The sequence below is a fragment of the Aeromonas sp. R5-3 genome (genome assembly GCF_040908225.1).
GTDB classification, from domain to species: domain Bacteria; phylum Pseudomonadota; class Gammaproteobacteria; order Enterobacterales; family Aeromonadaceae; genus Aeromonas; species Aeromonas dhakensis.
The window spans coordinates 1-23,441 of sequence record NZ_JBFODH010000025.1 but is presented as its reverse complement, the minus strand read 5'-3'; the positions used below and the strand labels follow the sequence as shown (position 1 = coordinate 23,441).

At 61.2% G+C, this 23,441-nt stretch carries 21 protein-coding genes; 11 read left to right on the top strand and 10 right to left on the bottom strand.

Translation table 11 applies throughout. The annotated features are described in order from the left end of the window. The 3 genes from AB5Y95_RS17830 to AB5Y95_RS17820 form a co-directional block, all read right to left on the bottom strand. The coding region (locus AB5Y95_RS17830; RefSeq protein WP_368161746.1) for a retention module-containing protein at positions 1 to 2,843 on the bottom strand (2,843 nt) is incomplete at its 3' end. A gap of 227 nt (positions 2,844 to 3,070) precedes the next feature. Then, complete coding sequence (locus AB5Y95_RS17825) at positions 3,071 to 4,732, bottom strand: putative transporter (RefSeq protein ID WP_123247329.1); 1,662 nt, start codon at positions 4,730 to 4,732, stop codon at positions 3,071 to 3,073. Between the two features lie 118 nt (positions 4,733 to 4,850). Further along, positions 4,851 to 5,486 carry a hemolysin III family protein gene (locus AB5Y95_RS17820; RefSeq protein WP_010636289.1) on the bottom strand — a complete coding sequence of 212 codons (636 nt, stop codon included), beginning with the start codon at positions 5,484 to 5,486 and terminating at the stop codon, positions 4,851 to 4,853. Positions 5,487 to 5,704: 218 nt separating this feature from the next. On the opposite strand from AB5Y95_RS17820, the gene AB5Y95_RS17815 reads away from it, so the two are divergent. The 3 genes from AB5Y95_RS17815 (at position 5,705) to AB5Y95_RS17805 (ending at position 8,199) form a co-directional block, all read left to right on the top strand. Further along, the gene (locus AB5Y95_RS17815; protein ID WP_368161744.1) at positions 5,705 to 7,210 is read left to right on the top strand and encodes a pyridoxal-dependent decarboxylase; all 1,506 of its coding nucleotides are present in this window, start codon (positions 5,705 to 5,707) and stop codon (positions 7,208 to 7,210) included. A 104-nt stretch (positions 7,211 to 7,314) separates the two neighbouring features. Continuing rightward, positions 7,315 to 7,878: a septation protein A gene (locus tag AB5Y95_RS17810; RefSeq protein ID WP_065017542.1), complete on the top strand. Its 564-nt coding sequence runs from the start codon at positions 7,315 to 7,317 to the stop codon at positions 7,876 to 7,878. A gap of 24 nt (positions 7,879 to 7,902) precedes the next feature. Beyond that, the gene (locus AB5Y95_RS17805; protein ID WP_219325190.1) at positions 7,903 to 8,199 is read left to right on the top strand and encodes a YciI family protein; all 297 of its coding nucleotides are present in this window, start codon (positions 7,903 to 7,905) and stop codon (positions 8,197 to 8,199) included. Between the two features lie 79 nt (positions 8,200 to 8,278). On the opposite strand, the gene cysQ is transcribed toward AB5Y95_RS17805, so the two are convergent. Next, entirely contained in the window at positions 8,279 to 9,049 is a 771-nt protein-coding gene (cysQ, locus tag AB5Y95_RS17800; RefSeq protein WP_368161742.1) for a 3'(2'),5'-bisphosphate nucleotidase CysQ, read from the bottom strand. Positions 9,050 to 9,215: 166 nt separating this feature from the next. Between cysQ and AB5Y95_RS17795 the strand changes: the two genes are divergently transcribed. The 3 genes from AB5Y95_RS17795 to AB5Y95_RS17785 all read left to right on the top strand — a co-directional run bounded on the left by AB5Y95_RS17795 (position 9,216) and on the right by AB5Y95_RS17785 (position 12,153). Then, a complete protein-coding gene (locus AB5Y95_RS17795) occupies positions 9,216 to 9,536 on the top strand; it encodes a ComEA family DNA-binding protein (protein ID WP_005309580.1) in 321 nt (106 codons plus the stop codon). A 94-nt stretch (positions 9,537 to 9,630) separates the two neighbouring features. Further along, positions 9,631 to 10,542: a UTP--glucose-1-phosphate uridylyltransferase GalU gene (gene galU / locus AB5Y95_RS17790; RefSeq protein WP_139726426.1), complete on the top strand. Its 912-nt coding sequence runs from the start codon at positions 9,631 to 9,633 to the stop codon at positions 10,540 to 10,542. 213 nt (positions 10,543 to 10,755) lie between these two features. After that, complete coding sequence (locus AB5Y95_RS17785; protein ID WP_026459194.1) at positions 10,756 to 12,153, top strand: peptide MFS transporter; 1,398 nt, start codon at positions 10,756 to 10,758, stop codon at positions 12,151 to 12,153. A gap of 72 nt (positions 12,154 to 12,225) precedes the next feature. Here the strand turns inward: AB5Y95_RS17785 and AB5Y95_RS17780 are convergent, their stop codons facing one another. After that, positions 12,226 to 13,197, bottom strand: coding sequence for a response regulator (locus AB5Y95_RS17780; protein ID WP_368161739.1), 972 nt, complete (start codon positions 13,195 to 13,197; stop codon positions 12,226 to 12,228). Between the two features lie 356 nt (positions 13,198 to 13,553). On the opposite strand from AB5Y95_RS17780, the gene AB5Y95_RS17775 reads away from it, so the two are divergent. The 3 genes from AB5Y95_RS17775 to AB5Y95_RS17765 all read left to right on the top strand — a co-directional run bounded on the left by AB5Y95_RS17775 (position 13,554) and on the right by AB5Y95_RS17765 (position 15,914). Then, positions 13,554 to 14,231, top strand: coding sequence for a DnaT-like ssDNA-binding domain-containing protein (locus AB5Y95_RS17775; RefSeq protein WP_010636284.1), 678 nt, complete (start codon positions 13,554 to 13,556; stop codon positions 14,229 to 14,231). A gap of 68 nt (positions 14,232 to 14,299) precedes the next feature. Then, the gene (locus AB5Y95_RS17770) at positions 14,300 to 15,154 is read left to right on the top strand and encodes a DnaA/Hda family protein (protein WP_005309562.1); all 855 of its coding nucleotides are present in this window, start codon (positions 14,300 to 14,302) and stop codon (positions 15,152 to 15,154) included. A gap of 124 nt (positions 15,155 to 15,278) precedes the next feature. Continuing rightward, positions 15,279 to 15,914, top strand: a complete 636-nt coding sequence (locus AB5Y95_RS17765; protein WP_368161738.1) for an SDR family oxidoreductase — start codon at positions 15,279 to 15,281, stop codon at positions 15,912 to 15,914. A gap of 59 nt (positions 15,915 to 15,973) precedes the next feature. Here the strand turns inward: AB5Y95_RS17765 and AB5Y95_RS17760 are convergent, their stop codons facing one another. From AB5Y95_RS17760 to AB5Y95_RS17745, 4 genes are all read right to left on the bottom strand, one after another. Continuing rightward, entirely contained in the window at positions 15,974 to 17,182 is a 1,209-nt protein-coding gene (locus AB5Y95_RS17760) for an ABC transporter permease (protein WP_368161737.1), read from the bottom strand. Continuing rightward, positions 17,179 to 18,315 carry an ABC transporter permease gene (locus AB5Y95_RS17755; protein ID WP_195879803.1) on the bottom strand — a complete coding sequence of 379 codons (1,137 nt, stop codon included), beginning with the start codon at positions 18,313 to 18,315 and terminating at the stop codon, positions 17,179 to 17,181. Before AB5Y95_RS17755 ends, AB5Y95_RS17760 begins: the two co-directional genes overlap by 4 nt. Next, on the bottom strand, positions 18,315 to 19,319 hold the full coding sequence (locus AB5Y95_RS17750) for an HlyD family secretion protein (protein WP_195879802.1): 1,005 nt from the start codon (positions 19,317 to 19,319) through the stop codon (positions 18,315 to 18,317). Before AB5Y95_RS17750 ends, AB5Y95_RS17755 begins: the two co-directional genes overlap by 1 nt. A 73-nt stretch (positions 19,320 to 19,392) precedes the next feature. Next, the gene (locus AB5Y95_RS17745; protein WP_017763945.1) at positions 19,393 to 20,751 is read right to left on the bottom strand and encodes a TolC family protein; all 1,359 of its coding nucleotides are present in this window, start codon (positions 20,749 to 20,751) and stop codon (positions 19,393 to 19,395) included. A 338-nt stretch (positions 20,752 to 21,089) separates the two neighbouring features. Between AB5Y95_RS17745 and dusB the strand changes: the two genes are divergently transcribed. Together dusB and fis are read left to right on the top strand one after the other, a co-directional pair. Beyond that, complete coding sequence (gene dusB / locus AB5Y95_RS17740) at positions 21,090 to 22,055, top strand: tRNA dihydrouridine synthase DusB (protein ID WP_195879801.1); 966 nt, start codon at positions 21,090 to 21,092, stop codon at positions 22,053 to 22,055. A 25-nt stretch (positions 22,056 to 22,080) separates the two neighbouring features. After that, on the top strand, positions 22,081 to 22,377 hold the full coding sequence (fis, locus tag AB5Y95_RS17735; protein ID WP_005309538.1) for a DNA-binding transcriptional regulator Fis: 297 nt from the start codon (positions 22,081 to 22,083) through the stop codon (positions 22,375 to 22,377). An 82-nt stretch (positions 22,378 to 22,459) separates the two neighbouring features. Here the strand turns inward: fis and AB5Y95_RS17730 are convergent, their stop codons facing one another. Continuing rightward, positions 22,460 to 23,092: a LysE family translocator gene (locus AB5Y95_RS17730; RefSeq protein ID WP_017783353.1), complete on the bottom strand. Its 633-nt coding sequence runs from the start codon at positions 23,090 to 23,092 to the stop codon at positions 22,460 to 22,462. Positions 23,093 to 23,441: the final 349 nt, after the last annotated feature.

Here is a 23,441-nt window from a genome sequence, read left to right as displayed (position 1 = left end):
TTGCCGGCCACAAACTTGGCCTCATCCGCCCCGTCCACGTCGGTCACGCTCAGGGTGCCGGTCTCGGTCAGGGTCGGGTTGGTTTCATCTTCGGTGACTGCACCGCTGTCGGTGCCACCGATCACGGCAGAGTCGTTCACGCCGGTGATGGTGATGGTGACGGTATGGGTGGTGCCATCGACCGAGGCCACGGTGAAGGTCTCAACCTTGGTCTCGCCTTCGCCCAGGTACTGCACGTCGCCGTTGGCCACGTCGTAGGTCCAGTTGCCATCGGCATCGATGGTCAGGCTACCCAGCGCGCCAGTGCTGGCCACGCCGTTGCCCGCCACAAACTTGGCCTCATCCGCCCCGTCCACGTCGGTCACGGTCAGGGTGCCGCTCTCGGTCAGGGTCGGGTTGCTTTCATCTTCGGTGACTGCACCGCTGTCGCTGCCACCGATCACGGCAGAGTCGTTCACACCAGTGATGGTGATGGTCACGGTATGGGTAGTGCCATCGACCGAAGCCACGGTGAAGGTCTCAACCTTGGTCTCGCCTTCGCCCAGGTACTGCACCTTGCTGTTGTCGACGTTGTAGGTCCAGGCGCCGCCTTCGGTGATGGTCAGGCTGCCCAGCGCACCGGCGCTCGGGGTGCCGTTGCCAGCCACAAACTTGGCTTCATCGGCGCCATCCACGTCGGTCACGGTCAGGGTGCCGGTCTCGGTCAGGGTCGGGTTGCTTTCATCTTCCACCACGTTGCCGGAGTCAGTGCCACCAATGACAGCGCTGTCGTTCACGCCGGTGATGGTGATGGTGACGGTATGGGTGGTGCCATCGACCGAGGCCACGGTGAAGGTCTCGACCTTGGTCTCGCCTTCGCCCAGGTACTGCACCTTGCTGTTGTCGACGTTGTAGCTCCAAGCTCCGGTCTCGGTGATGGTCAGGCTGCCCAGCGCACCGGCACTCGGGGTGCCGTTGCCGGCCACAAATTTGGCTTCATCCGCGCCATCCACGTCGGTCACGGTCAGGGTACCGGTCTCGGTCAGGGTCGGGTTGGTCTCGTCTTCCACCACGTTGCCGCTGTCGACACCACCAATGACGGCGCTGTCGTTCACACCGGTGATGGTGATGGTGACGGTATGGGTGGTGCCATCCACGGACTCGACCACAAAGGTCTCGACCTTGGTCTCGCCTTCGCCCAGGTACTGCACCTTGCTGTTGTCGACGTTGTAGCTCCAGGCTCCGGTCTCGGTGATGGAGAGGCTGCCCAGTGCCCCGGCGCTCGGGGTGCCGTTGCCGGCCACAAACTTGGCTTCATCCGCGCCGTCCACGTCGGTCACGGTCAGGGTACCGGTCTCGGTCAGGGTCGGGTTGCTTTCATCTTCGGTCACGCCACCGGTGTCAGTACCGGAGATCACCGCGGCATCGTTGACCGGCGTAACAGTCCCGGTCACGCCGCCTGTGGCGCTGTTCAGGCCATCGGTAACTGTGTATTCAAATGCGATGTTGCCGTTGAAATCCGGAGCCGGTGTAAAGATCAGCTGGCCATTGTTCAGGGTGACGGAGCCGTTGCTGATCGCAACCGTGCCGCCTTCTGCAATGGCCTGGCCGTTGATGGCGGTGATGGTGAGAGGATCACCATCCGCATCCGTGTCGTTGCCAAGCACATTGATGGTAACGGTGCCATCCTCTGCCACGGTGAACTGGTCGTCGCCCGGCTGGGGTGCGGCATTCACCACGCTGTTGTCGGTTCCCTTGGGCGAGGTGTTGCCCACCGGGTCGGTCAGGGTGGCATCCACAGTGATGGGGCCGTTGACCGGCAGATCCGTGGTGGGGATGGTCAGGGTGACCTGGGTGCGGCCGATATCGTCGGTCGTCAGAATTCTGCTGGAGTCGGGTACGCCATCACCATTCCAGTCCACATCGAGGCGATCGCCGGCCTTGGCATCGCCCGGCAGCCGGATGATGACATCCACCCCGTTCTCGCGCTCATTGGCGGAGATGACATTGTCCGCCCCGTCCTGGATGTCCACTTGCGGTGCCGAGGGAGCGGTACTGTCCACACTGCCATCGTCAGTCGCGGTGCCGGTGTTGCCGGCCGGATCGGTGACGCTGCCCGTGACGGTGTAGGAACCATCCGGCAGCGGCGTGGTGACATCCACGCTGAAGGTACCATCCGGATTGACGGTGGTGATCAGGGTTTGCTGGTTGCCATTGGCATCGGTCACCAGCAGGGTCACGGTACTGCCGGCGGCGGCATCCGTGGTACCCGTGATGGTCGGGGTAGTGTCGTTGGTATTGTCAGGCGCAGAGACGGTGATCACCGGCGGCACCAGATCGATCAGGCGGTTCTCTTCACCCGGCAGTGCATCCGCGGTCACGCCGGCATCGGTTTGATAGGTAGTATCAAAACCCGCCGCCGCTATGGTGGCATCGCCGGTACGGTCGATGGTGACGAAACCACCATTGCCGCTGGCGCCGGCCACGCCGCCAATACCACCACCGGCGGCAGGAGCCCCACCGGCAGCAGAGGCTTCAAATGCCTTGGTCGGGTCGGCGCCACCCAGAATGGCTTGCTGCAGGGCAGCAATGTCATTGGGATTGTCGCTCGGCACGTTCTGGGCAAGCAGCGGCTCTTGAGACGTTTCATCCTCAGCCTGCTGCTCGTTGGTCGGGCTCAGGGTGAAAGTCTGGTTGCCACCTTTGAAGCTGGCGCCCTCAGGAGTGATCAACACGGCATTCTTGGGCAGGATATCGCCTTCGGCGAGCGGTTGCTGGCTGCCATCTGCGGCGACCAGGTAAACCTTGCCTTTCAACTGGGTAACGACAACGTCCTGATCCAATGCAATTTCGTGGTTGCTCATGTTCTCTCCTGAATCTCTATTGGCATGCAATATTCCACCGTCTAATGTGCCCGTGAACGGCACCAGAAACCAGTTAGAAAATTCGAATGGATAGACTGATTCGAGGCCGGAACGGTCGGTTAAACAGAAGGGTCAATAGCGGTGGGAATAAAAAATAAAATCAAGATGATCAATGTGTTGCAAAAATATGAAGGGAGCACCTCCAGTGCTCCCATTCGGGGTCATATTCAGCTGCCAGCCCACAGCAGGATGGCTAGCAACTGGGGCGAGATGATCCGCAGAAACATCACCAGCGGATAGACGGTCGCGTACGAGAGCGCGCTGGCACCACTGGTGGGATGCATGCCGTTGGCAAACGCCAGGGCGGGAGGATCCGTCATGGAGCCGGCCAGCAGACCGCACAGGGTGAGGTAGTTCATCTTGCCGTACAGACGGGCCAGCACCCCGACCACCAGCAGCGGGATCAGGGTGATCGCCACCCCGTACATCATCCAGGCCGGGCCGTCACCGTTGATCAGGGTATCGATGAAGCCGGCGCCGGACTTGAAGCCCACCACCGCCAGAAACAGCACTATGCCGATCTCCCGCAGCGCTAGGTTGGCACTGGGGGGCATGAACCAGTAGAGCTTGCCGATGCTGCCGATGCGCGACAGGATCAGCGCCACCACCAGCGGCCCGCCCGCCAGACCCAGCTTGAGCGCGGCCGGGAAGCCCGGCAGGTAGAAGGGGATGGAGCCGAGCAGCACGCCGAGACCGATGCCGATGAACACCGGCAGCATCTGCACCTGCTGCAGTTTCTGCTGCACGTTGCCCACCACATTGGTGACCGCTTCGATGGCGTCGAGTCGTCCTACCAGATTGAGGATATCGCCGAACTGCAGGCTGGTCTGGCTGGTCGGCACCAGTTCGATGCCGGCCCGGTTGAGGCGCGAGATCACCACGTCGTACTTCTGCTTGATGTCGAGATCGCGGATCTTCTTGCCGAGCACCTGCTCGTTGGTCACCACCACCCGTTCCACCCGCAAGTCGGTGCCGCGGGTGGAGAGCGAGGTCTCCACCTCCTCCCCCAGCACCAGCAGCACCTTGCGCAGGGCGTGTCGCTCACCCACCAGGTGCAGCAGGTCGCCCAGCTCGATGCGCGATTCAGGCTTGGGCACCATCAGCTCCTCGCCGCGCTTGAGGCGCGAGCAGATGACATCGGCCTCGTCGAGACTCGGGATCTCGCTCAGCATCAGACCGTGGATGTTGGGGTTGCGCACCGCGATGTTGATGGTCTGCAGACTCTCCTTGGTCTTGCCGGCCTGTTGTTCAAACTGGGCGGCTTCTTCGTCGATCTTGATGCGAAAGAACATGCGGATCAGCCACATGGTCAACAAGATGCCACAGATGCCGAACGGATAGGCGACCGCATAGCCCATCCCCATCAGGCCGGTGGAGCCGGGGGCGGCCCCCAGCTCGGCCAGGATCTGCTGGCCGGCACCGAGGGAAGGGGTGTTGGTCACGGCGCCGGAGAAGACCCCCAGGATCACCGGCAGCGGCACATCAAACAGCTGATGCAGGGCTGCCGCCACGGCGCAGCCGAGTAGTACCAGCAGGGCGGCAAACCCGTTGAGCTTGAGGCCGGAGCTGCGCAGGGAGGAGAAGAAGCCGGGACCTACCTGAATGCCGATGGTGTAGACAAACAGGATCAGGCCGAACTCCTGAATGAAGTGCAGGGTCTGCTCATCCAGCGCCAGCCCAGAGAGGCCGGCGAAGTGGCCCACTATGATGCCGCCGAACAGCACCCCTCCGATCCCGAGACCGACGCCATAGACTCGCCAGTTCCCCAGCCAGAGCCCCAGCACTGCCACCAGCGACAACATGCTGATGGAAAGCGCGATATCACTCATTTCGTGCATCCTTTGCGAATTGAACTGTCCCTAGCTTGTCAGCAAACGCCGCGGTCAACTGTGTGATACCGCACGAATTTATCCTTTCGAGCGGTAAAAAATACCAATTAAGGGCTAGTTATGCGACGTAGCCATAAATGGCCATAAAGTGACAAACACTGCCCCCCAGCACGAACAGATGCCAGATGGCGTGGTTGTAGGGGATGCGCTTGGCCACATAGAAGATCACCCCCAGGCTGTAGATGAGACCACCCAGCCCGAGCAGCAGCAAGCCTTCCCCCTCCAGATGGATATAAAGCTGATAGACCACCAGCAACGACAGCCAGCCCAGCATCAGGTAGGTAAACAGCGACAGCTTCTTGAAGCGGTTGATGAACAGCAGCTTGAACACCACCCCTGCCAGCGCCAGCCCCCAGATCACCACCATCAGCCCCTGTGCCAGCGGCGTGTCGAGCGCCACCAGCAGAAAAGGGGTATAGGTACCGGCGATCAGCAGATAGATGGCACAGTGATCAAACACCTTGCACCAGCGTCTGGCCGGCCCCTCCGCCATGCTGTGATAGAGGGTCGAGGCCAGATAGAGCAGTACCAGGCTGCCACCATACAGGCTGTAACTGATCAGTGCCTGGGTGCCCTGCGCCCAGCCCTTGTTCAACAACAACACCAACCCCAGGATCCCCAGCACCAACCCCAGCCCGTGGCTGAGGCGGTTGGCCAACTCCTCGCGGGGCGAATAATCCGTCACACTGCTCATTGCATACTCCTGCCCAAACTGCGCTCACTCTAGCTGCCGTCATTTCAGAGTACAAGCGTTAGCTTAAAGATGATCAGCCCCTATTTGCGATGTTTCCCCACCTCGCGCATGGCTGTCAGCCGTTGACCTTTGGTGTATGCTCTGCGGCCGATGCCCACTTAGCTGTTGCCGCCCCTTGTTCACCCCCGACTCCCCGGCAACCCGGTCTGGAGAACCTGATGAAGTTGACTGAGCTGTTTGCACAACCGGATCCGGCCTTTGGCCAGGCCATGACGGATCTGCTGGAGACCTTCCACCACTCGGATGACAGTCAGGCTCCCTATCAGCGCGACCAGTTCACCCACCAGCTTGAACAATCGGGCATGCCGGAAGCGGGGCTCGCTATGGCGGACTACCTGACCAGGCTGGCCACCCTGGTGCCCGGCGCCTCCCACCTGACCTCGCCACGCTACATGGGCCATATGACGGCACCATTGCCGGCCTTCACCGCCGAGCTCTCCCGTCTGGTGGTGATGCTCAACCAGAACCCGATGAAGATGGAATCCTCCCGCCTGCTCAGCTTTCTGGAGCGAGAGGTGCTGGCCAAGCTGCACCGCCTCGTCTATCGCGCCGACGAGTCCTTCTACGGCACCCATATGCATGCCAAGGATGCGGCGCTCGGCGTCATGACCAGCGGCGGCACCATCGCCAACGTCACCGCCATCTGGCTGGCCCGCAACCGTGCCTGTGGCGACAACCTGTTCGCCCTCTATGAGCAGGGCTATCGCGGTGCCGTCATCCTGGGCTCGCGGCTGATGCACTACTCCTTCGACAAGGGGATGGATCTGCTGGGGCTGGGGGCGCGCAGCGTCTGGCGCCTCGAGACCGACCAGCATAACCGGCTCAGTCTGGCCGCGCTGGAGCAGGCGCTGGCCCAGTGCAAGGAGCAGAAGCTCAAGGTGCTGGCTCTGGTCGGCGTGGCCGGCAGCACCGACTTCGGCTCCATCGACCCGCTGCCTGAGCTGGCAGCCATCGCCGCTCGCGAGCAGATCCACTTCCACGTGGATGCCGCCTGGGGTGGCCCGACTCTCTTCTCGCCCCGCTATCAAGGGCTGCTGGCGGGGATCGAGCACGCCGACACCGTCACCCTGGATGGCCACAAGCAACTGCTGGTGCCGCTCGGCACCGGTATGCTGCTCTGCCGCCAGCCGGATCTGATGATGGCGGTCAAGCGGGAGGCCCCCTACGCCATCCGCGCCAGCTCCTTTGATCAGGGGCGCTTCACCCTGGAGGGAACCCGCCCGGCCAACGCCCTCTATCTGGATGCCGCCTTCCAGCTGTTCGGCCAGCAGGGCTATGCCGAGCTCATCGAGGCCAACTACGACCGGGCCCGCCTGATGGCCAGCCTCATCGACCAGGATCCGGCCTTCGAACTGATGTCGGCCCCGGTGATGAACCTGCTCTCCTATCGCTGCCTCCCCCCTCATCTGCAGGGCAAGGTGCTGGACGAAGCCGCCAACGAACAGGTCAATGCCTTCAACGTCGCGCTGCAAAAGGCCCAACGCGCCGAGGGGCACAGTTTTGTCTCCCGCACCCAGCGGGCCGTGGGTCGCTACGGTGCCCAACCGCTCACCCTGTTGCGGGCCGTGCTGCTCAATCCGCTCATCGAAGAGCGACATATTCGCGAGCTGCTAGCAGATCAGAAACGGTTGGGCGCCGAGATCGCAGGGCAGCTATTTGGCTGAGGAACTGGCTGGCGAATGAGCGGTCTTATTCATTTGCCGTTGCCTATCGGGCAGGTACACTGGATGAAATTTTGCGTTCCACTCTTGAGGGCGACGAGCCAGACATGAAGCAATTTATTGAATTTATTCCCCTTATCGTTTTCTTTGCGGTCTACAAGTTCTACGACATCTACATGGCCACCGGCGCCCTGGTGGTGGTGACCGGCCTGCAGCTCGCCTACAGCTGGGTTCGCTATCGCAAAGTCGAGAAGATGCAGCTGTTCACCTTCCTGCTGGTCGGCTTCTTTGGCGGCCTGACCGTCATCTTCCACGACGACACCTTCATCAAATGGAAAGTGACCGTCATCAACGTACTGTTCGCGCTGGGCCTGCTCATCAGCCGCTACGGCTTTGGCAAGAACCTCATCAAGCAGATGCTGGGCAAGGAGCTGCAGGCGCCGGATCCCGTCTGGGATCGGGTCAATCTCGGCTGGGTCGGCTTCTTTACCCTCTGCGGCCTGCTCAACCTCTATGTGGCCTTCAACCTGCCGCAAGAGGTGTGGGTCAACTTCAAGGTGTTTGGCCTGCTCGGCATGACCCTGGTGTTCACCCTGCTGAGTGGTGTCTATCTCTATCGCCACCTGCCTGCCGAGCAGCTGACCAAGCAAGAAGACGAACTGAAAAAATAACCGCCATCAGAAAAGGATCCTCTCATGTGGTATCTCATCTACTCCGAAGATGTTCAGGACAGCCTGCCGCTGCGCAAGCAGGCACGCCCGGCCCATCTGGCCAGGCTGCAAGCCCTGCAGGATGAGGGACGGCTGCTCACCGCCGGCCCCAACCCGGCCATCGATGCCGAGGATCCGGCCGATGCCGGCTTTACCGGCAGCACCGTCATCGCCGAATTTGCTTCGCAGGCGGATGCCAAGGCCTGGGCCGATGCCGACCCCTATGTGGCGGCCGGTGTCTATGCCAAGGTGACCATCAAGCCGTTCAAGAAGGTCTTCTGACCCAAGGGCAGTAGAGAAATAAAAAAGGCCGGACTGGAGGCTTACTCCCGTCCGGCCTTTTTGCATCCCGATACCTCGTCTATGCCTTGGCCACGAACCAGGGGTTGAGGATGTCGGGCTTGTTGTAGCGCAGCGGCGAGCCATCGAGCTGGGTGACGCTGCCGCCAGCTCCTTCCAGTACCGCCTGCGCCGCCCCCGTATCCCACTCGCAGGTCGGGGCAAGGCGCGGATAGAGCTCGGCGCCCCCCTCGGCGATGATGCAGAACTTGAGCGAACTACCCATGGAGACCAGCTCAATTTCCCCCCGAGCCATGTCACCAAAGCGCGCTAGGTAATCGAGGGTCTCCTGTGACAGGTGATTGCGGCTGCCCACCACGCGCCAGGGTGTGCCTTCCTGATGAGGTCGGGTCTGGATAGCCTCACGCTTGCCATCGGCAATGCGCCAAGCCCCCACCCCCTTGCCGCCATACCAGAGCCTGTCCAGTACGGGGGCATAGACCAGACCCCACAGTGGCTGGCCATGCTCGATCAGCGCGATATTGACGGTGAACTCGCCGTTGCGGGAGACGAACTCCTTGGTGCCATCGAGCGGATCCACCAGCCAATAGCGGGACCAGCCGAGTCGCGCCGCCATCACCTCGGGGGAGGACTCTTCCGACAGCACGGGAATGTCGGGGGTGAGCCGGGCCAGCGCCGCGACAATCAGCTCGTGTGCCCCCTTGTCGGCGGCAGTCAGCGGACTCTCGTCCCCCTTGTACTCCACCGCAAAGGGCTGACTGTAGATGGCCATGATGACCTCGCCGGCGGCATGGGCGATGGGCTCCAGCTCGGAGATTGCGGGAAAAAACATGGAAAAAGACATCCTGGTCAAATGGTTGGAGCAGTGTACCCATTTTGGATAGAGGAGGCTTATAGCCGTTTGCTCTGACTTATACAGTGTCAGATATGACAGACAAAAAGTGGCGCGGCTCGACTAATCCTCAATAGCGAAACCCACAACACAAGGACGTGACGCCATGAACTACAAGACCCTGACCGCCACCCTGCTGCTGAGCTGCCTGCCGCTGCTCAGCCAGCCCCTGCTGGCCGCCGACAAGCCCGCCGCCAAACCGGCCACCACGGTTGCCACCGCCAAGGAGAGTGGCAAGGTGAACCTGAATACCGCCAGTATCAACGAGTTGACTGCACTCAAGGGCATCGGCGAGAAGAAGGCACAGGCCATCGTCGATTATCGCGAGAAACAGGGCAAGTTCACCACTGTTGACCAACTTGCCGATGTCAGCGGTATCGGGCCCGCCACGCTGGAAGCAAATCGGGACATGATCATCGTCAAGTAACCGGTTCCCGCCACTTCCATCCTGAGGGCAGCCTGTGGCTGCCCTATTTTTCTTCGGGTATCATGGGCCCACTTTGTATCTCTGGACTCTCTCCATGAAAAAGACACCCCTCGTTGTACGCAAAGCCGTTCTTCCCGTCGCCGGTCTGGGTACCCGCATGCTCCCCGCCACCAAGGCCATCCCCAAGGAGATGCTGCCCGTCGTCGACAAACCGCTGATCCAGTATGTGGTGCGTGAAGCCATCGCCGCCGGCATCAAGGAGATCATCCTGGTTACCCACTCAAGCAAGAACTCCATTGAGAACCACTTCGACAAGAGTTTCGAGCTGGAAGCGACCCTCGAGAAGCGGGTCAAGCGTCAGCTGCTGGAAGAGGTGCAACACATCTGCCCGAAAGACGTCACCATCATGCACGTGCGTCAGGGTGAAGCCAAAGGGCTGGGCCACGCGGTGCTCTGCGCCCGCCCGCTGATCGGCGACAACCCGTTTGCGGTACTGTTGCCGGACGTGCTGATCGACGAGGTGGCCAGCGATCTCAAGCAGGACAATCTGGCCGAGATGGTGCACATGTTCGAAGAGAACCACATCAGCCAGATCATGGTGGAAGCCGTCCCCGAGAGCGAAGTGGACAAATACGGCATCGCCGACATCAAGGGGGAGGCGCTGAGCGAGGGCATGTCCCTGCCGATGCAGGCCATCGTCGAGAAGCCGCCTCGCGATGAGGCCCCCTCCAATCTGGCGGTGGTCGGCCGTTACGTGCTCTCTTCCAACATCTGGCCGCTGCTGGAACGCACCCCCGCCGGTGCCGGTGACGAGATCCAGCTGACCGACGCCATCGCCATGCTGATGGAGCAGGAGCAGGTCAACGCCTACTTCATGAAAGGGCGCAGCCACGACTGCGGCAGCAAGCTGGGTTACATGAAAGCCAACGTGGAATATGCCGCGCGTCATCCGGAGCTGAACGGCGAATTTATCAATTGGCTGAAGCAGTTTGCCAAGCAGCTGTAATCGCTTAATATTCAACCAAACGAAAGAATATTATACTGGGCATCATTCGATGCCCTTTTTCATTTTATAAACAAATATTCAACCATTGATAGATAAAATATCGCTAAATCATAATATTGTAATTTAATCACGCTTGTTCTATAAGGATTAAGGCTTGTTCCTAGCCCTTGCATAAAATTTCTAAAAAAATATAAGACACAGGTGGAAGTTCCAATGAATAATCCGTCCAAAGGGACCTTTTTAGGTCACCCTAAAGGGCTTTTTTTGCTCTTTAGTACCGAACTGTGGGAGAGATTCTCCTACTACGGCATGCGTGCCGTGCTCGTGCTCTATCTGACTGACATGACTGCCAACGGCGGGATGGGCTGGACTCAGGCCGATGCCCTCAAGCTGTACGGCATCTATACCGGTCTGGTCTACATCACCCCGATCATCGGCGGCTGGTTGGCTGATACCTTCTTGGGTCAGCGTCGCGCCATCCTGTTCGGTGCCGTGTTGATGGCCGCCGGCCAGTTCACGCTGGCCCTGCCACACGCCATGTTCCCGGACATGGTCAACACAGTGTTCTATTCAGGTCTTGGCTTGCTGATCGTGGGTAACGGTCTGTTCAAACCGAACATCTCCACCATGGTGGGTGATCTGTATCAGGAAGGTGACCACCGTCGCGACGGTGCCTTCACCATCTTCTACATGGGCATCAACCTGGGCTCCCTGCTGGCCGGCGTGATCTGTGGCGCAGCCGCCACCGCCTACGGCTGGCAAGCCGCCTTCGTCAGCGCCGGTATCGGCATGCTGCTCTCTCTGGTAGTACAGGCCACCATGGCCCAGCGTTTCCTCGGTGATATCGGCCGCGTGCCGGCCGCCCAGCGCGCCGCCGAGCAGCGCTCCAAAGAGCAGAAAGCCCCGCTGACCAAGCAGGAAGTGGATCGCATCAAGGTCATCCTGGTGCTGGGTCTGTTCACCATCATCTTCTGGGCCGGCTTCGAGCAGGCTGGCGGTCTGATGAACCTGTACGCACAGGAGTATACCGACCGCATGATCGGTAGCTTCGAAGTACCGACCGCCTGGTTCCAGTCCCTGAACCCCTTCTTCATCATCACCCTGGCGCCCATCGTGGCCGCCATCTGGATCAAGCTCGGCAAGAAAGAGCCGAACTCCCCGGTGAAGTTCGCCATGGGTCTTCTGTTCCTGGCCATCGGCTTCCTGTTCATGATCGGTGCCGTGCTGGAGCAAGGTGGTGATCAGGCCGTCAAGACCTCCATGTTCTGGCTGGTCGGCGCCTACCTGTTCCACACTCTGGGCGAGCTCTGCCTCTCCCCGATAGGCCTCTCCATGGTGACCAAGCTGGCTCCGCTACGTCTGGCCTCCCTGATGATGGGTGCCTGGTTCGGCTTCGTGGCTCTCGCCAACTATGCCGCCGGCTTCATCGGCTCCTTCGTCGGCGAGTCCGGTGCCATGGCCATCTTCGGTGGCATCGCGCTGGCAGCCGTCATCAGCGCCCTGATCCTGCTGACCATGGCCAACCGCCTGGTCTACTGGATGCACGGTGCCGAAGGCCCGGCCAAAGAGCCGCAGGAACACGACAAGAAGCTGCAATCTGCCGCCGTCTAAGCGGTCAAGATTGTAAGCAACAAAGAGGGCGCCCATGGGCGCCCTCTTTGTTTGTGGCCGTCTGACAAGGCCTCAATGATGTCGAACCTGCACATGCAGGGCACTGCCACTGTCGCTGCGAAACTGCAGGTCAAACGGCTCATGCCAGCTGCGCCTGTGCAAGGCGTAGTGGCTGGTGCGCAGTAGACCGAGCGGCAGCCCCCCGGAGCGTACCAGCCAATGGGGCGAGGTCAGCCCAGCATTGGCAAAGACCAGCCCGTCCTCCTGATCAAACAGCAGTGCGGCCATGGCAAACGAGTGGCGCAAGCCGGATTCGATCAGCTGCAGATTGAGATAATCGAGCAGCCGATGGGGTTGAGTCAGCAACAGGCTCTCGCCGCGCTGAAACTGGCGATAGGGCCCGTTCATCAGGGAGCGCACCAGGGCCCCGCAAAACGCCGCATCCACCCCTAGCACCGGCAGCTCCATCACCAGCACCAGCAGCTTGTCATCCACCTTGAAGGTATCGGGAATGAACAGGTTGCCCATCCCCTTGAAGGTCACCTGCCAGGGGCCCCACTCCTGCAGACCGGGTGGCTTCAACCAGGCCAGCAACCGGGTCGCCGCCTTGTCGTGCTCGCGGAAAAAATCCATGTGATCCATCAACTCCAGCTGCTGCCCATAACCGTGGTTGGCCGCCAGACACTGCTCTATGCTGCGGCACACCTGACCGAAGTCCGAGATGGGCTTGAGCAGAAAGTCGCGGGCGCCGGCACGCAGCGCCCGTTCGACCGCCTCCATCTTGCTCTGGGCCGAGATGACGATGACAGGGGTATGAGGATAGCGGGCAGAGAGACAGGCGATCACCTCATGGCCATCCATGTTGGGCATGTTCAGGTCACACAAGACAACATCGGGGTGGTAAAGCGCGGCGGCGGAGAGACCTTCGATACCGTCTTCAGCCTGGAAGACGCAGGCGCCATCGTGCTCGAGATAATTTACCAAGGAGTGGCGAAAAACGACCTCGTCTTCCACCACCAGGATCCGTAATCCGGCTTTTGACATCTTGATAAAGCTCTTATTAGTCAACCAGTTATTTAGCTTCAAGCCTAGACCATAACCGACTGCACTGACCAATCGGATGATAGAATAATCTCCATTAAAGCTATGCCAGATAGCTATTTAGACCGTCAACTGTTTGAAATAAAGCAGGTAATGAGGTTGCTCGAAAATCTGCCTTGTTCTGCTGGCATCGCTTCGGCCTAGCAAGGGAGTCATACGGCAGACAATCACTCCCTTGACGCACGCGGGCAGAGAGCGGCGGCGCCCCCGCCCTGCTGCATCTCCCCCTAGCCACCATCAATTGTATGCAGCCCCGCCATGGGGGATAATGCCCCTCAATTTCGTCGATGAAGCATGCCATGACCCCAGCCGAATACAGCGCCCTCGCCCACCCCAGATTGTCCCATCCTGCCCGCAGCCTCTATACCCTGCAGCTGCGTCGGCTGGTGCTGGAAAATCAGCTGGCCAGGCTCAACTACCCGGAGCTTGGGCGGGCGCTGGCGGTGGTCGACCCGGGCGATCCCAGCGGCTTCTCCTTTCAGGTCAATGCCCGCCAGCTGACCGAACTGTTTGATGAGCTGATGGAAGCCGGCCTGCTGCAGGTAGAGAGCCAGACCGAGAGTGAGCACTATCATCAGTGTCCGTTCCAGCTGCCGCTGCTGACACAGCGGGTGCGCAGCCCCCTGCCGGAGCGCCCCTTCCAGATGCACCTGCAGTGGCGCCCGGATGAAGAGTTGTCCGCCCTCGCCCGCCTGTGCGGTGTGATCGATGCCAGCTACAGCGAAGAGGATCTCGGCGAGTTCATCGCCTACTGGCTGGGGCGGCCCGAGGTGTTCGACTCCCAGCATCAGTGGATGCTCAAGTTCATTCGCGCCCTCAAGACCCGCCGTTACGCCCGCCGTCAGCCGATGAGCGTAACCGGCTATCAGCAAGTCACCCCGGAGCCGGTGGAGGCAGGCCCGAGCAAGCGGGCTCAGGAGATGATCGAAGAGGCCAAGCGGCTGGCCGCGCAGCGCCAGGAGCCGGATAATGATTGAAGAAGGTCCCTGCCAGCAGGCAAAATCAGACCCCAGTCCCCACCCAGACCGAGCAGAAGGAGCACTCCATGACTGATCCGCACGATCCCCTGCGCCAGGAGCTGGAAGAGATCGAGGCCAAACGCCGGAAGATCGCCAAGGCCAAGCAGGAGCAACGGATGCACGACCCCGAATTAAGCCGCCACGTCAGCGGTCTGCTCGAGCGCATTCGTCGCCTGCAGGCCCAGACCGGTGGCAGCCAGTACGACTATGAAACCCTGCGCAAGGAGTACGACGCCAAGGCCAACGCCGAGGTGCGCGAACTGCAGAAGGTGGCGCGCCAGGAGCGGATCCAGAAACTGATCGCCCAGGCCGACCTCAACCCGGACTGGGTGTTCGAGCGCATGGATGCCGGCGACCCCGCGCTGCAATACCCCATCGAGACGGCCCGTTATTTCATCAGCGGTTTCGAACACTGGGAGAAGAGCGGCGGTGGCTGCATGCTGATCTATGGCGACTACGGCACCGGCAAGTCGACCCTGGCCGGCGCGGTGGCACACGAGCTGATCGAACGCCACCAGAAGTCGGTGATCTTCCAGCAGTGGGCCTCCATCGTTGATCGGCTGTTCTTCAACGTCATCCAGGACCAGGAGGAGCGCAACCAGTACCGGCGCGCCCTGGAAGAGGTTGACCTGCTGATCATCGACGAGGTGGCGGCCAATCGTGCCAAGATGGCGGAGAGCCAGTCCAGCTTCCTCGGCCACCTGCTGCGCCGTCGCCGCAACCTCTCAAAAAGCGTCATCCTCATCACCAACCACAGCCCCCAGAGCCTGCATCAGGCCATCGGCGACTTCAGCTTCGAGGCGATCAAGGCGTTCAACCCGGTGGATATCCACCTGAGCGGCCCCAGCCGTCGTCCCAATATCGGCCACTACAACGGCTGATGCTGCGTGAGCCGGGTGTCTCCGGCTCACCGTTTTCTCTCCTGCCAGACAAATAAAAACAACTCTCATTTACAACATCTCTTCCGCCCTCTAGGCTAGCCCTTTCACTCAAGGGAGCCGCACCATGCCAACCACACTCATCTTCGGAGCCAGCCGCGGGCTGGGCCGCGCCTTCACCGAGCAAGCGCTGCAACTTGGCCACAGGGTCGTCGCCCTGGTGCGCCATGCCGACATGGCCGCCGAGCTGCACTCGCTGGGCGTCGACGTCATCAGCGGGGATGCCCTGGACTCGCAGGCGGTGGCAGCCGCTTGCCGGCTGGCCGGTGACGGGGCGCAGGCCATTTCCACCCTGGGCAGTTTTCGCCAGGTTGAGCCCGTCGACTATCTTGGCAACCGCCTGGTGATCGACGAGATGGAGCGGGCCGGACTCAAGCGTCTGCTGCAGGTCACCTCCCTCGGCTGTGGCGACAGCTGGCAATATCTGCCCGAGCGGGCGCGGGCCGCCTTCGGCCACGAGGTGCGGCTCAAGAGCCTGGCGGAGAGCTGGCTGCAGACCAGCACGCTGGCGTGGACCATACTGCGCCCGGCCGGCCTGCAGGATGGCATAGCTACCGGTGCGGCCGTGCTGAGTCAGGGCAAGGAGATACACGGTCTGGTGCGCCGGGCCGACGTCGCCGCCTGCGGGCTGCGTCTGCTGACCGACGAGGCGGCAGCAGGCCAGATCTACGCCATCGGCGACCCCAACCTCAGCCGGGCATAAGCCATCACCATAGCAAAACGGTCAGCCCTGGGGCTGACCGTTTTGCTTTCGGGGAACACCTAACCGGCGGAGGGCTCGCTCACGGCATCCCGCGCCGGCGCGGCCGGGCGAACCTTTCGCCTCTGGGATTGACGCCAGCCCAGCAGCAGGCACGCCAGGGCGCCATACAGCAGCGCCAGCCCCCACAACTGCCACCAGTAACGGGCAACCTGTTCGAACCCAGCCCCCATCTGGTTTAGACGCAAAAAACCCTCGATGGCCGGGGTGCTCGGCACCCACTGGGCCAGCCAGTTGAGCGGCGCCGGAATGAGTTCCAGCGGCCAGATGAAGCCGGCCAGGAAGACCAGCGGCAAGGAGGAGACAAGCACCACCTGGGTCGGCAGATCGCGCCGGGTAAAGAGGGCCCCCAGCGCGACGCCAAACCAGGTCGTGGCCAGCAGGAACGGCAGGGTGAACAACCAGAGTGCGGCCGGCTCGGCGGTGCGCGCGATATCGTAGTGATCGAAGCAGAAGCCGAAGAAGTAGCTCACCGGCAGCACGAACAGCCCCCCCACCACCAGAGTTCGGGCCAGCAGCAGTGGCAGGACGGGCGCATCCTGCCAGTAGCCTGACTCGCCGCGCTGGCTGCGCTGGTTCTGGGTCGCCCCCAGGATGCCGGTGCCCATCAGCAGCACCTGATGCAGGATCAGCACGAACACCGCCGGCACCACGTAGTTCACATAGCCCATGGTCGGATTGAACACCGGCAGTACGTTGAGCGCCACCGCATTCCAGCCCATGGCCGCCTGCGGCAGCGCCTCGCCGTGACTCAGCAGCCTGGCCACCTTGACCTGGGCGGCCAGGGTGCCGCCCGCCTGGGCCAGCCCCTCGGCGATGGTGCCGTAAACCAGGAAGTAGGAAGCATCGCCGGCATAGCTCAGGGTCACGCTCTTGCCCAGCATCAGATCCCGATAGAAGTGATTGGGGATATGCAGGATCCCGCTCGCCTCACCGACCATCATCCGCTGGCGAGCCTCATCCAGCGAGCTGGCCCTGGCCACCAGTTTTACCTGCGGCGTCGCATCGGCCATGAACTCCAGCTGACGGGAGAGCTGGCTGCCATCCTCGTTGACCACCACCACCGCCTCTTCCCGCGGCAACTGGTGCAGATAGGGCTGCGGATAGAGGAAGGAGTAGAAGAAGACGCCGCCAAACAGGGTCAGCATGATGGCCCTGTCCGCCAGCAGGGTACGCAGCTCGAGGCGCAGCAGATCCCGGAATCCCATCATGGCTTGAGCTCCTCTTGTGACTGGGTCGTGCTAGCCTGTGCCCGGTAGCGGCGCACGACCAGCAACAGGGGCAGCAGAAACAGCAGCAGGGCGCCGAACTGCGGCAGCGCTGCCGCCAGCGGTTGCCCGTAGTTGGTCTGGCCGATCTGCAGCTCGACATAGTGAGAGATGGGCAGCAGGCTGCGCCAGAACTGGGCGAAATCCCCCATGGCGCTGACCGGAAAGGTGACCCCCATGAAGGCGAACCCCGGCGCCGTGTAGGCCCCCGCCAGCGACAGAGCCCGGGCCGGATCCCGGATGACGGCGTAGAAGAAGGCTCCCATGCTGACGCAGGCGGCCGAGGCCAGCCCCAACCCCACCGTCAGCACCAGCCAGCTGCCGTGCATGGGATAGGCAAAGCCCTTGAACAGCAACAACGTCCAGAGCACCCCCCAGCCCCAGCCGATCAGCACGTGGGGAAGCAGGGTGCGCCAGAGCCCGAACCAGACCCCTTTGGTAGTCCAGTCCAGTCCCAGCCGGTCGGTGCGGGCCAGCGCATTGAGTCCGTAGAGCACCACCAGGATCTGCCACACCGCAGGCAGAATGGCGCTCAGCAGAAACTGGGCATAACTGGCATTGAGGTTGTAGAGCGCCGTCACCTGACTGTTGATGGGCACCGCCTGGCCGAGCGCGCCGGGCAGCGCCTTGCCGTCAGCCATCGCCGTCAGCACGCCGACCTGGCCGTTGAGGGTTCCCACCACCTGGGCCAGCGCCGAGTTGACCAGCTTGGCGATCAGGATGAACTGACCGTTGTTGAACACGGTCACCCGCGGCTGGGTACCCTGCCTGGCATCCCGCTCGAGATGGTCAGGCAGCACGACCAGAGCGTAGATGTCGCCTCCCCGCAGGGCGTTGGCCCCTTCAGCGATGGAGTCGAACTGTCGCGCGACCTTGAGCCCGGCGGAGGCATCCAGCGAATAGGCCAGCTGGCGCGACAGCACGCTCTGATCCAGATCCACCAGACCTATCTTGAGATCCCGCGCCAACCCGGCAGAGAAGACCCAGCAGAGGATCCCCATCAGCAGCAGGGGCAACCAGCTGGCCAGCGCCCGGCCGAACGGATCCTGCCACAACAACCGCCATTCGCGTCCCATCAGAGCTCAACCAGCACGCTCATGCCAACCCGCAGCCCCTCGACCGGTTGCAGCGGGCGCGCCTCCACCTGGAAGCTCTTCATGTCAAACCCCTGGCGGGTGTCGGTGGCACGCCAGGTGGCAAAGTCCCCCATCACGGCCACATGGGTCACCTTGAAGCGCACCGTCTGCTCGCCAAGACCGGGGATGCGGGCATCAAACTCGGTGCCCAGCGCAAAGCGGGGTAGCAGATCCTCGCGGATATGGAACTGGGCCCAGGCATCGTTCATGTCGAGCAGGGTCACCACGGGGAAGCCCTGCGGGGCCAGCTCGCCGCTGCGCAGCAGCACCTGGGAGACTTCACCCGCATGCGGGCTATTGATGCGGGTATCGGCCAGGTAGGCCTCCACTTCAGCCACCGAACCTGCCGCCATCTTGGCCTGCTCACGGGCCGCGATCTTGGTCTCTTCCCGCGCCCCTTCCAGGGTCATCTGATACTGTTGCCAGGCCATGCCTTCGCTGTACCTGGCCGCCTGCCAGGCCGTCCAGGCCTCATCGCGTTTTTGCAGCGGCATCACGCCATCCCGGTGCAGGCTGGCGATGCGCTCGTAGGTCTTGCCGCGCAGCAAGGCGGCCGCCTTGGCCTTTTGCCACTGATCCTTGGCGGCGGCAATCTGCTGCGCGCGCGCCCCCTTCTCGGCCTCTTCGGCCATGGCACCGGCCGCGGCCTGGCCCGCCTTGGCCTGGCTCAGTTTGGCTTCAATCTCGGGGCTCGCCAGGGTGAACACCAGCTGGTCCTTGGCCAGTTGATCCCCCTTCTTCACCAGCACCTCCTCGATGCGGCCCGCCACCTTGGAGGAAACAGAGTACTGCTGCGCCTCGATCTGCCCCTGCAGACGCACCGGCTCGGGTTGATAGGCCAGCCAGAAACGCCAGCCCAGCCAGATGACCAGCAACACCAGCGCCAATGGCAGCAGCAGCGGCTTGCCCTGGTTCATCTTCTTCTTGATGGGGGGATGACTCATGAATTCACCTCGGCAAACGGGCGACCCTTGGCGGTCGAAACAGACATGAAAATGGGAGCATGGCAGGCCGCGATCATGAGTTCACCTCGATCGCCTGCCCATGCTGATACTGGTTGAAGCTGTTCATCTGCCCGGAGAGGGCCAGCAGACGCGCCAGCGAAATGACGTATTGATAAGCGGCAGCGGCGCGCTGGGTCTTGACCCCGGCCAGCTGGTTGCGGGCATCCACCACATCGAGGGAAGTGGAGAGCCCCTGCCCGAATGCCTTGTCCCTAAGCAGCACGTTCTCCTCGGCCAGCGCCTGGGTGGAAGAGAGCGACTGGAACTCCTCCAGCCCCTGCGCCGCCTCGCGCCAGGTCTTCTCGACCAGCAACTCCAGATCCTGGCGGGTCTTGGCCTGCAGCAGATTGACCTGCAGCTCGGCGCTCTTGGCCGCCTGTACCGTCTCGGAGCGGCCGTCACGGCTCACCAGCGGCATGCTGACACCCACCCCGACCAGCCAGTCCGGGGTGGTCTTGGAGGCCAGCGAGTCATCCTCATAGAGGTTGTAGTTACCATACAGGAACAGCTCGGGGGCGTACTTGCCCTTCTCCAGCTTGATCATCCCCTGCGCCTGCTCCTTCTTGGCCGTCAGCAACTTGAGGCCGGGGTGCACCGCCAGCGTCTCCTGCACGAAGGCTGCGAGTTCAGGCATCTGCGGATTGATGAAGAGCTGGGTATCGGGCTCCGCCTGCTTGAGCTTGAGCATGTGGCCGAGGGCCAGCTGGGCAATCTCCAGGCTGCGACGCGCCTTCTGGGTATCGATACGGGCCCGGTCATAGGCTGATTGGGCGGAGAGACGCTCAACCCGGGCGATCTGGCCCTGGGCTTCCAGCTTCTTGGCATGCTCCAGGTGGTGAGCCAGCCCCTGCTCGATCTCCTGCTTGGTCTGCACCACCTGGGCCGCCAGCACCACCCCGAAATAGGTCTGGGAGAGGCTCTCGAAGGTGGACTGCTGCTTGAGCACCAGCAACTGCTGCGCCTCGCTCACCTGGGCCTGGCGAATGTCCTGTGCCGCATCGATGCGACCACCGGTGAACAGCGGCCAGAGCATCTTGACCGAGCTGGTCACCACGTTCTGCTTGGTGAGGGGGGTGACGAAATCATTGGGCGTCAGCTTGAGCGCCTGCATGATGGGCGCCAGTACCTTGCCGAACTCAGGATGACTGGCGATGGGGTTGAGGTCCATCATGTCCAGTTCCACCGGCTGATCGAGGTGGGTATAGCTGGCCCCTACGTCTACCTTGGGCAGATACATGGCCTTGGCGGCTTCGCGCAGCTGTTGCGCCCGCTCCACCCCGGCCTGTTCCGCCGCCAGCCCGTCATCCTGTTGAATGACCCGGCTCCAGGCTTCGCTGAAACTGACCGTCTGAGCCTGGGCCGAGCCCAGCATGGCGCCAAGCAGACACGGGTAGAGAGATTTGATGAACCTTGCCGTCATACGTCCCCAATCTGTTTGTAATGAATTTGTTTGGAGTCTTTGCTCGATACAAGCTCGCTATCATAACGCAAACCCGTCCGGGATGGGGACAGGCAAATCATGGTCCCCCTCATCCAATTGGCCCCGCCGCTTCGCTTCGACAATCTGTCCGATTTTCAAGCACTCCTGATTTTGCAAGCCTTGGCGCGACGTTTTTTTCAGAAAAAAATGGCTGACGCTCAAATACTAACCTTTTCTCCTGACTAAAAAATGCGTAATATACGCCGCCCTAAGCCGATGGTAACCGTGGAATGCAGATAGGTCCCCACACGCTTGAAACTCCCCTGATCGTGGCTCCCATGGCCGGTGTAACAGACCGACCATTCCGTGAACTTTGTTTGCGGCTGGGTGCCGGCATGGCCGTTTCCGAGATGCTGCTGGCCAACCCGGATGTCTGGGATACCCAGAAAACCCGGATGAGAATGGATCACTCTGCTGAAGGGGGCTTGCGATCGGTCCAGATTGCCGGATCCGACCCCGAGATGATGGCGTTTGCCGCCCGCTACAACGTGGAGCAGGGCGCTCAGATCGTCGACATCAACATGGGATGTCCGGCAAAAAAAGTGAATAAGAAGCTGGCAGGTTCCGCCCTGTTGCGCCAACCCGACCTGGTCAGATCCATCTGCCGGGCCGTGGTGGACGCAGTGGACGTGCCTGTCACCTTGAAGATCCGCACAGGATGGGATCCGGATAACCGCAATGGCGAGGAGATCGCCCGAATCGCCGAAGATTGCGGTATCGCGGCCCTCGCCGTGCATGGTCGTACCCGTGCCTGTCTCTACAAGGGCGAAGCGGAGTACGACACTATCAGGGCGATTAAGCAGGCCGTATCGATTCCTGTTGTCGCCAATGGCGACATAGACAGCCCGGAGAAGGCCCGGTATGTCCTCGACTATACCGGTGTTGATGCCGTGATGATCGGCCGTGCTGCGCAAGGACGACCCTGGATTTTCCGGGAAATCCGTCATTTTCTTGAGACAGGCACCAAGCTGCCACCTCCCGAGAGGGAAGAGGTTCGCACCCTGATGAACGAGCATGTAACCAACCTGCACCAGTTTTATGGTGCATATCTGGGAGCGCGCATTGCCCGTAAACATGTGGGCTGGTATCTGGATGAAGAAGAGACGGGCCGAGAATTCCGTAAGCACTTCAATGCCCTGGATTGTGCAGACGCACAACTCGAGGCACTCGAAGCGTATTTCGATGGATTAGGTTAACGCATAACTAAAGAGCCGACCGAATATGTTCGAACAAACCCTGACTTCTGATGCATTGGTAACAACTACTCACAATCACGCTGCCGAGCCGACCCAGCGCCCCCTGCGTGACTCTGTGCAACAGGCCCTGCGTAACTACCTGGCCCAGTTGAACGGTCAGGAAGTGATTGATCTGTACGATATGGTTCTCTCCGAAGTCGAAGCTCCCATGCTGGACGTGATCATGCAGTACACCCGTGGCAACCAGACTCGCGCTGCCGTGATGATGGGGATCAACCGCGGTACTCTGCGCAAGAAACTCAAGCGCTACGGCATGAACTGATTTCAGTCATCCTGCTGCAGTGCAGACGAAGGCGTATCCCAGCGATGGGATACGCCTTTTTCTATGGACGACGTTTATCTTCTCACTCCACCGCCAGCTTGATGCCAAGCCCCACGAACAAGCCTCCCATCACACGGTTGAGCCAGGTAATCAGTCTTGCAGGCAGCCTCACCTTGCGACTCGCATAGGCGGTCGAGAAAGCCAGCAGATGACACCAGATCATGCCGTTGAAATTGAAGATGCAGCCCAGCACGATGAATGCCAGCGCTTTTTGCGGTGCATCTGGCGCAATGAACTGGGGCACAAAGGCGAGGAAGAACAGGGCCACCTTGGGGTTGAGCACATTGGTCAGTAACCCTTGCCGGAAGATCCGGCCATAGGAGAGCACAGGCAGGGACACAGCCTCTTCAGCCGATACCCGGCCTCCTCCCCCTTGCCTGAACATGGATAAACCGAGATAGACCAGATAAAGCGCGCCCATCAACTTGATGACGGCAAACAGCTCGGCCGAGGCGCTCAGCAGAGCGGACAACCCCAACGCAGCAGCCAGCACATGCACCATGGTGCCAGTTCCTATCCCCAGTGCCGCCATGGAGCCTGCCCGCCAGCCCTGGGAGCCGCTGCGCAGCATGATGAGCAGGGAATCGGGCCCCGGCATCATGTTCAACAGCAGGCCTGACAGGATAAACAACGCCAGATCGTGGATCCCCAACATACACAGCTCCCTTGTCGATGAAGTTCACAGTCTAAGGATCCCGCAGCCCTTGTCATCCCCAGCCGGGGCAATAGTGATCATCAACAAAAAGAATGCCTATATTGTTGCACCATCAGGAAATTGGCTAGCAGCGGAGGGGGAGAAATGCTGACCGAGGGCTGGAGAGATGTCTCAAAAGGGCTCAAATGGAAGTAGGCAGAATCAACATGGCACTGCCGTTGCGGAGCAAGCAAAAGGGGAATAGCACGGGAAACTGTGCAGAAATGGCTGAATTTCAGGCAATAAAAAAGCCCGCTCAAATGAGCGGGCTTCTTCAATTGGGTGCCTGGCAGTGTCCTACTCTCGCATG

What these genes read in the sequence shown, in the direction of transcription:
- AB5Y95_RS17825 (WP_123247329.1), bottom strand. Translation starts at nt 4,732, where the DNA reads ATGAGTGATATCGCGCTTTCCATCAGCATGTTGTCGCTGGTGGCAGTG.
- AB5Y95_RS17820 (WP_010636289.1), bottom strand. Translation starts at nt 5,486, where the DNA reads ATGAGCAGTGTGACGGATTATTCGCCCCGCGAGGAGTTGGCCAACCGC.
- AB5Y95_RS17815 (WP_368161744.1), top strand. Translation starts at nt 5,705, where the DNA reads ATGAAGTTGACTGAGCTGTTTGCACAACCGGATCCGGCCTTTGGCCAG.
- AB5Y95_RS17810 (WP_065017542.1), top strand. Translation starts at nt 7,315, where the DNA reads ATGAAGCAATTTATTGAATTTATTCCCCTTATCGTTTTCTTTGCGGTC.
- AB5Y95_RS17805 (WP_219325190.1), top strand. Translation starts at nt 7,903, where the DNA reads ATGTGGTATCTCATCTACTCCGAAGATGTTCAGGACAGCCTGCCGCTG.
- cysQ (WP_368161742.1), bottom strand. Translation starts at nt 9,049, where the DNA reads ATGTTTTTTCCCGCAATCTCCGAGCTGGAGCCCATCGCCCATGCCGCC.
- AB5Y95_RS17795 (WP_005309580.1), top strand. Translation starts at nt 9,216, where the DNA reads ATGAACTACAAGACCCTGACCGCCACCCTGCTGCTGAGCTGCCTGCCG.
- galU (WP_139726426.1), top strand. Translation starts at nt 9,631, where the DNA reads ATGAAAAAGACACCCCTCGTTGTACGCAAAGCCGTTCTTCCCGTCGCC.
- AB5Y95_RS17785 (WP_026459194.1), top strand. Translation starts at nt 10,756, where the DNA reads ATGAATAATCCGTCCAAAGGGACCTTTTTAGGTCACCCTAAAGGGCTT.
- AB5Y95_RS17780 (WP_368161739.1), bottom strand. Translation starts at nt 13,197, where the DNA reads ATGTCAAAAGCCGGATTACGGATCCTGGTGGTGGAAGACGAGGTCGTT.
- AB5Y95_RS17775 (WP_010636284.1), top strand. Translation starts at nt 13,554, where the DNA reads ATGACCCCAGCCGAATACAGCGCCCTCGCCCACCCCAGATTGTCCCAT.
- AB5Y95_RS17770 (WP_005309562.1), top strand. Translation starts at nt 14,300, where the DNA reads ATGACTGATCCGCACGATCCCCTGCGCCAGGAGCTGGAAGAGATCGAG.
- AB5Y95_RS17765 (WP_368161738.1), top strand. Translation starts at nt 15,279, where the DNA reads ATGCCAACCACACTCATCTTCGGAGCCAGCCGCGGGCTGGGCCGCGCC.
- AB5Y95_RS17760 (WP_368161737.1), bottom strand. Translation starts at nt 17,182, where the DNA reads ATGATGGGATTCCGGGATCTGCTGCGCCTCGAGCTGCGTACCCTGCTG.
- AB5Y95_RS17755 (WP_195879803.1), bottom strand. Translation starts at nt 18,315, where the DNA reads ATGGGACGCGAATGGCGGTTGTTGTGGCAGGATCCGTTCGGCCGGGCG.
- AB5Y95_RS17750 (WP_195879802.1), bottom strand. Translation starts at nt 19,319, where the DNA reads ATGAGTCATCCCCCCATCAAGAAGAAGATGAACCAGGGCAAGCCGCTG.
- AB5Y95_RS17745 (WP_017763945.1), bottom strand. Translation starts at nt 20,751, where the DNA reads ATGCTGGGCTCGGCCCAGGCTCAGACGGTCAGTTTCAGCGAAGCCTGG.
- dusB (WP_195879801.1), top strand. Translation starts at nt 21,090, where the DNA reads ATGCAGATAGGTCCCCACACGCTTGAAACTCCCCTGATCGTGGCTCCC.
- fis (WP_005309538.1), top strand. Translation starts at nt 22,081, where the DNA reads ATGTTCGAACAAACCCTGACTTCTGATGCATTGGTAACAACTACTCAC.
- AB5Y95_RS17730 (WP_017783353.1), bottom strand. Translation starts at nt 23,092, where the DNA reads ATGTTGGGGATCCACGATCTGGCGTTGTTTATCCTGTCAGGCCTGCTG.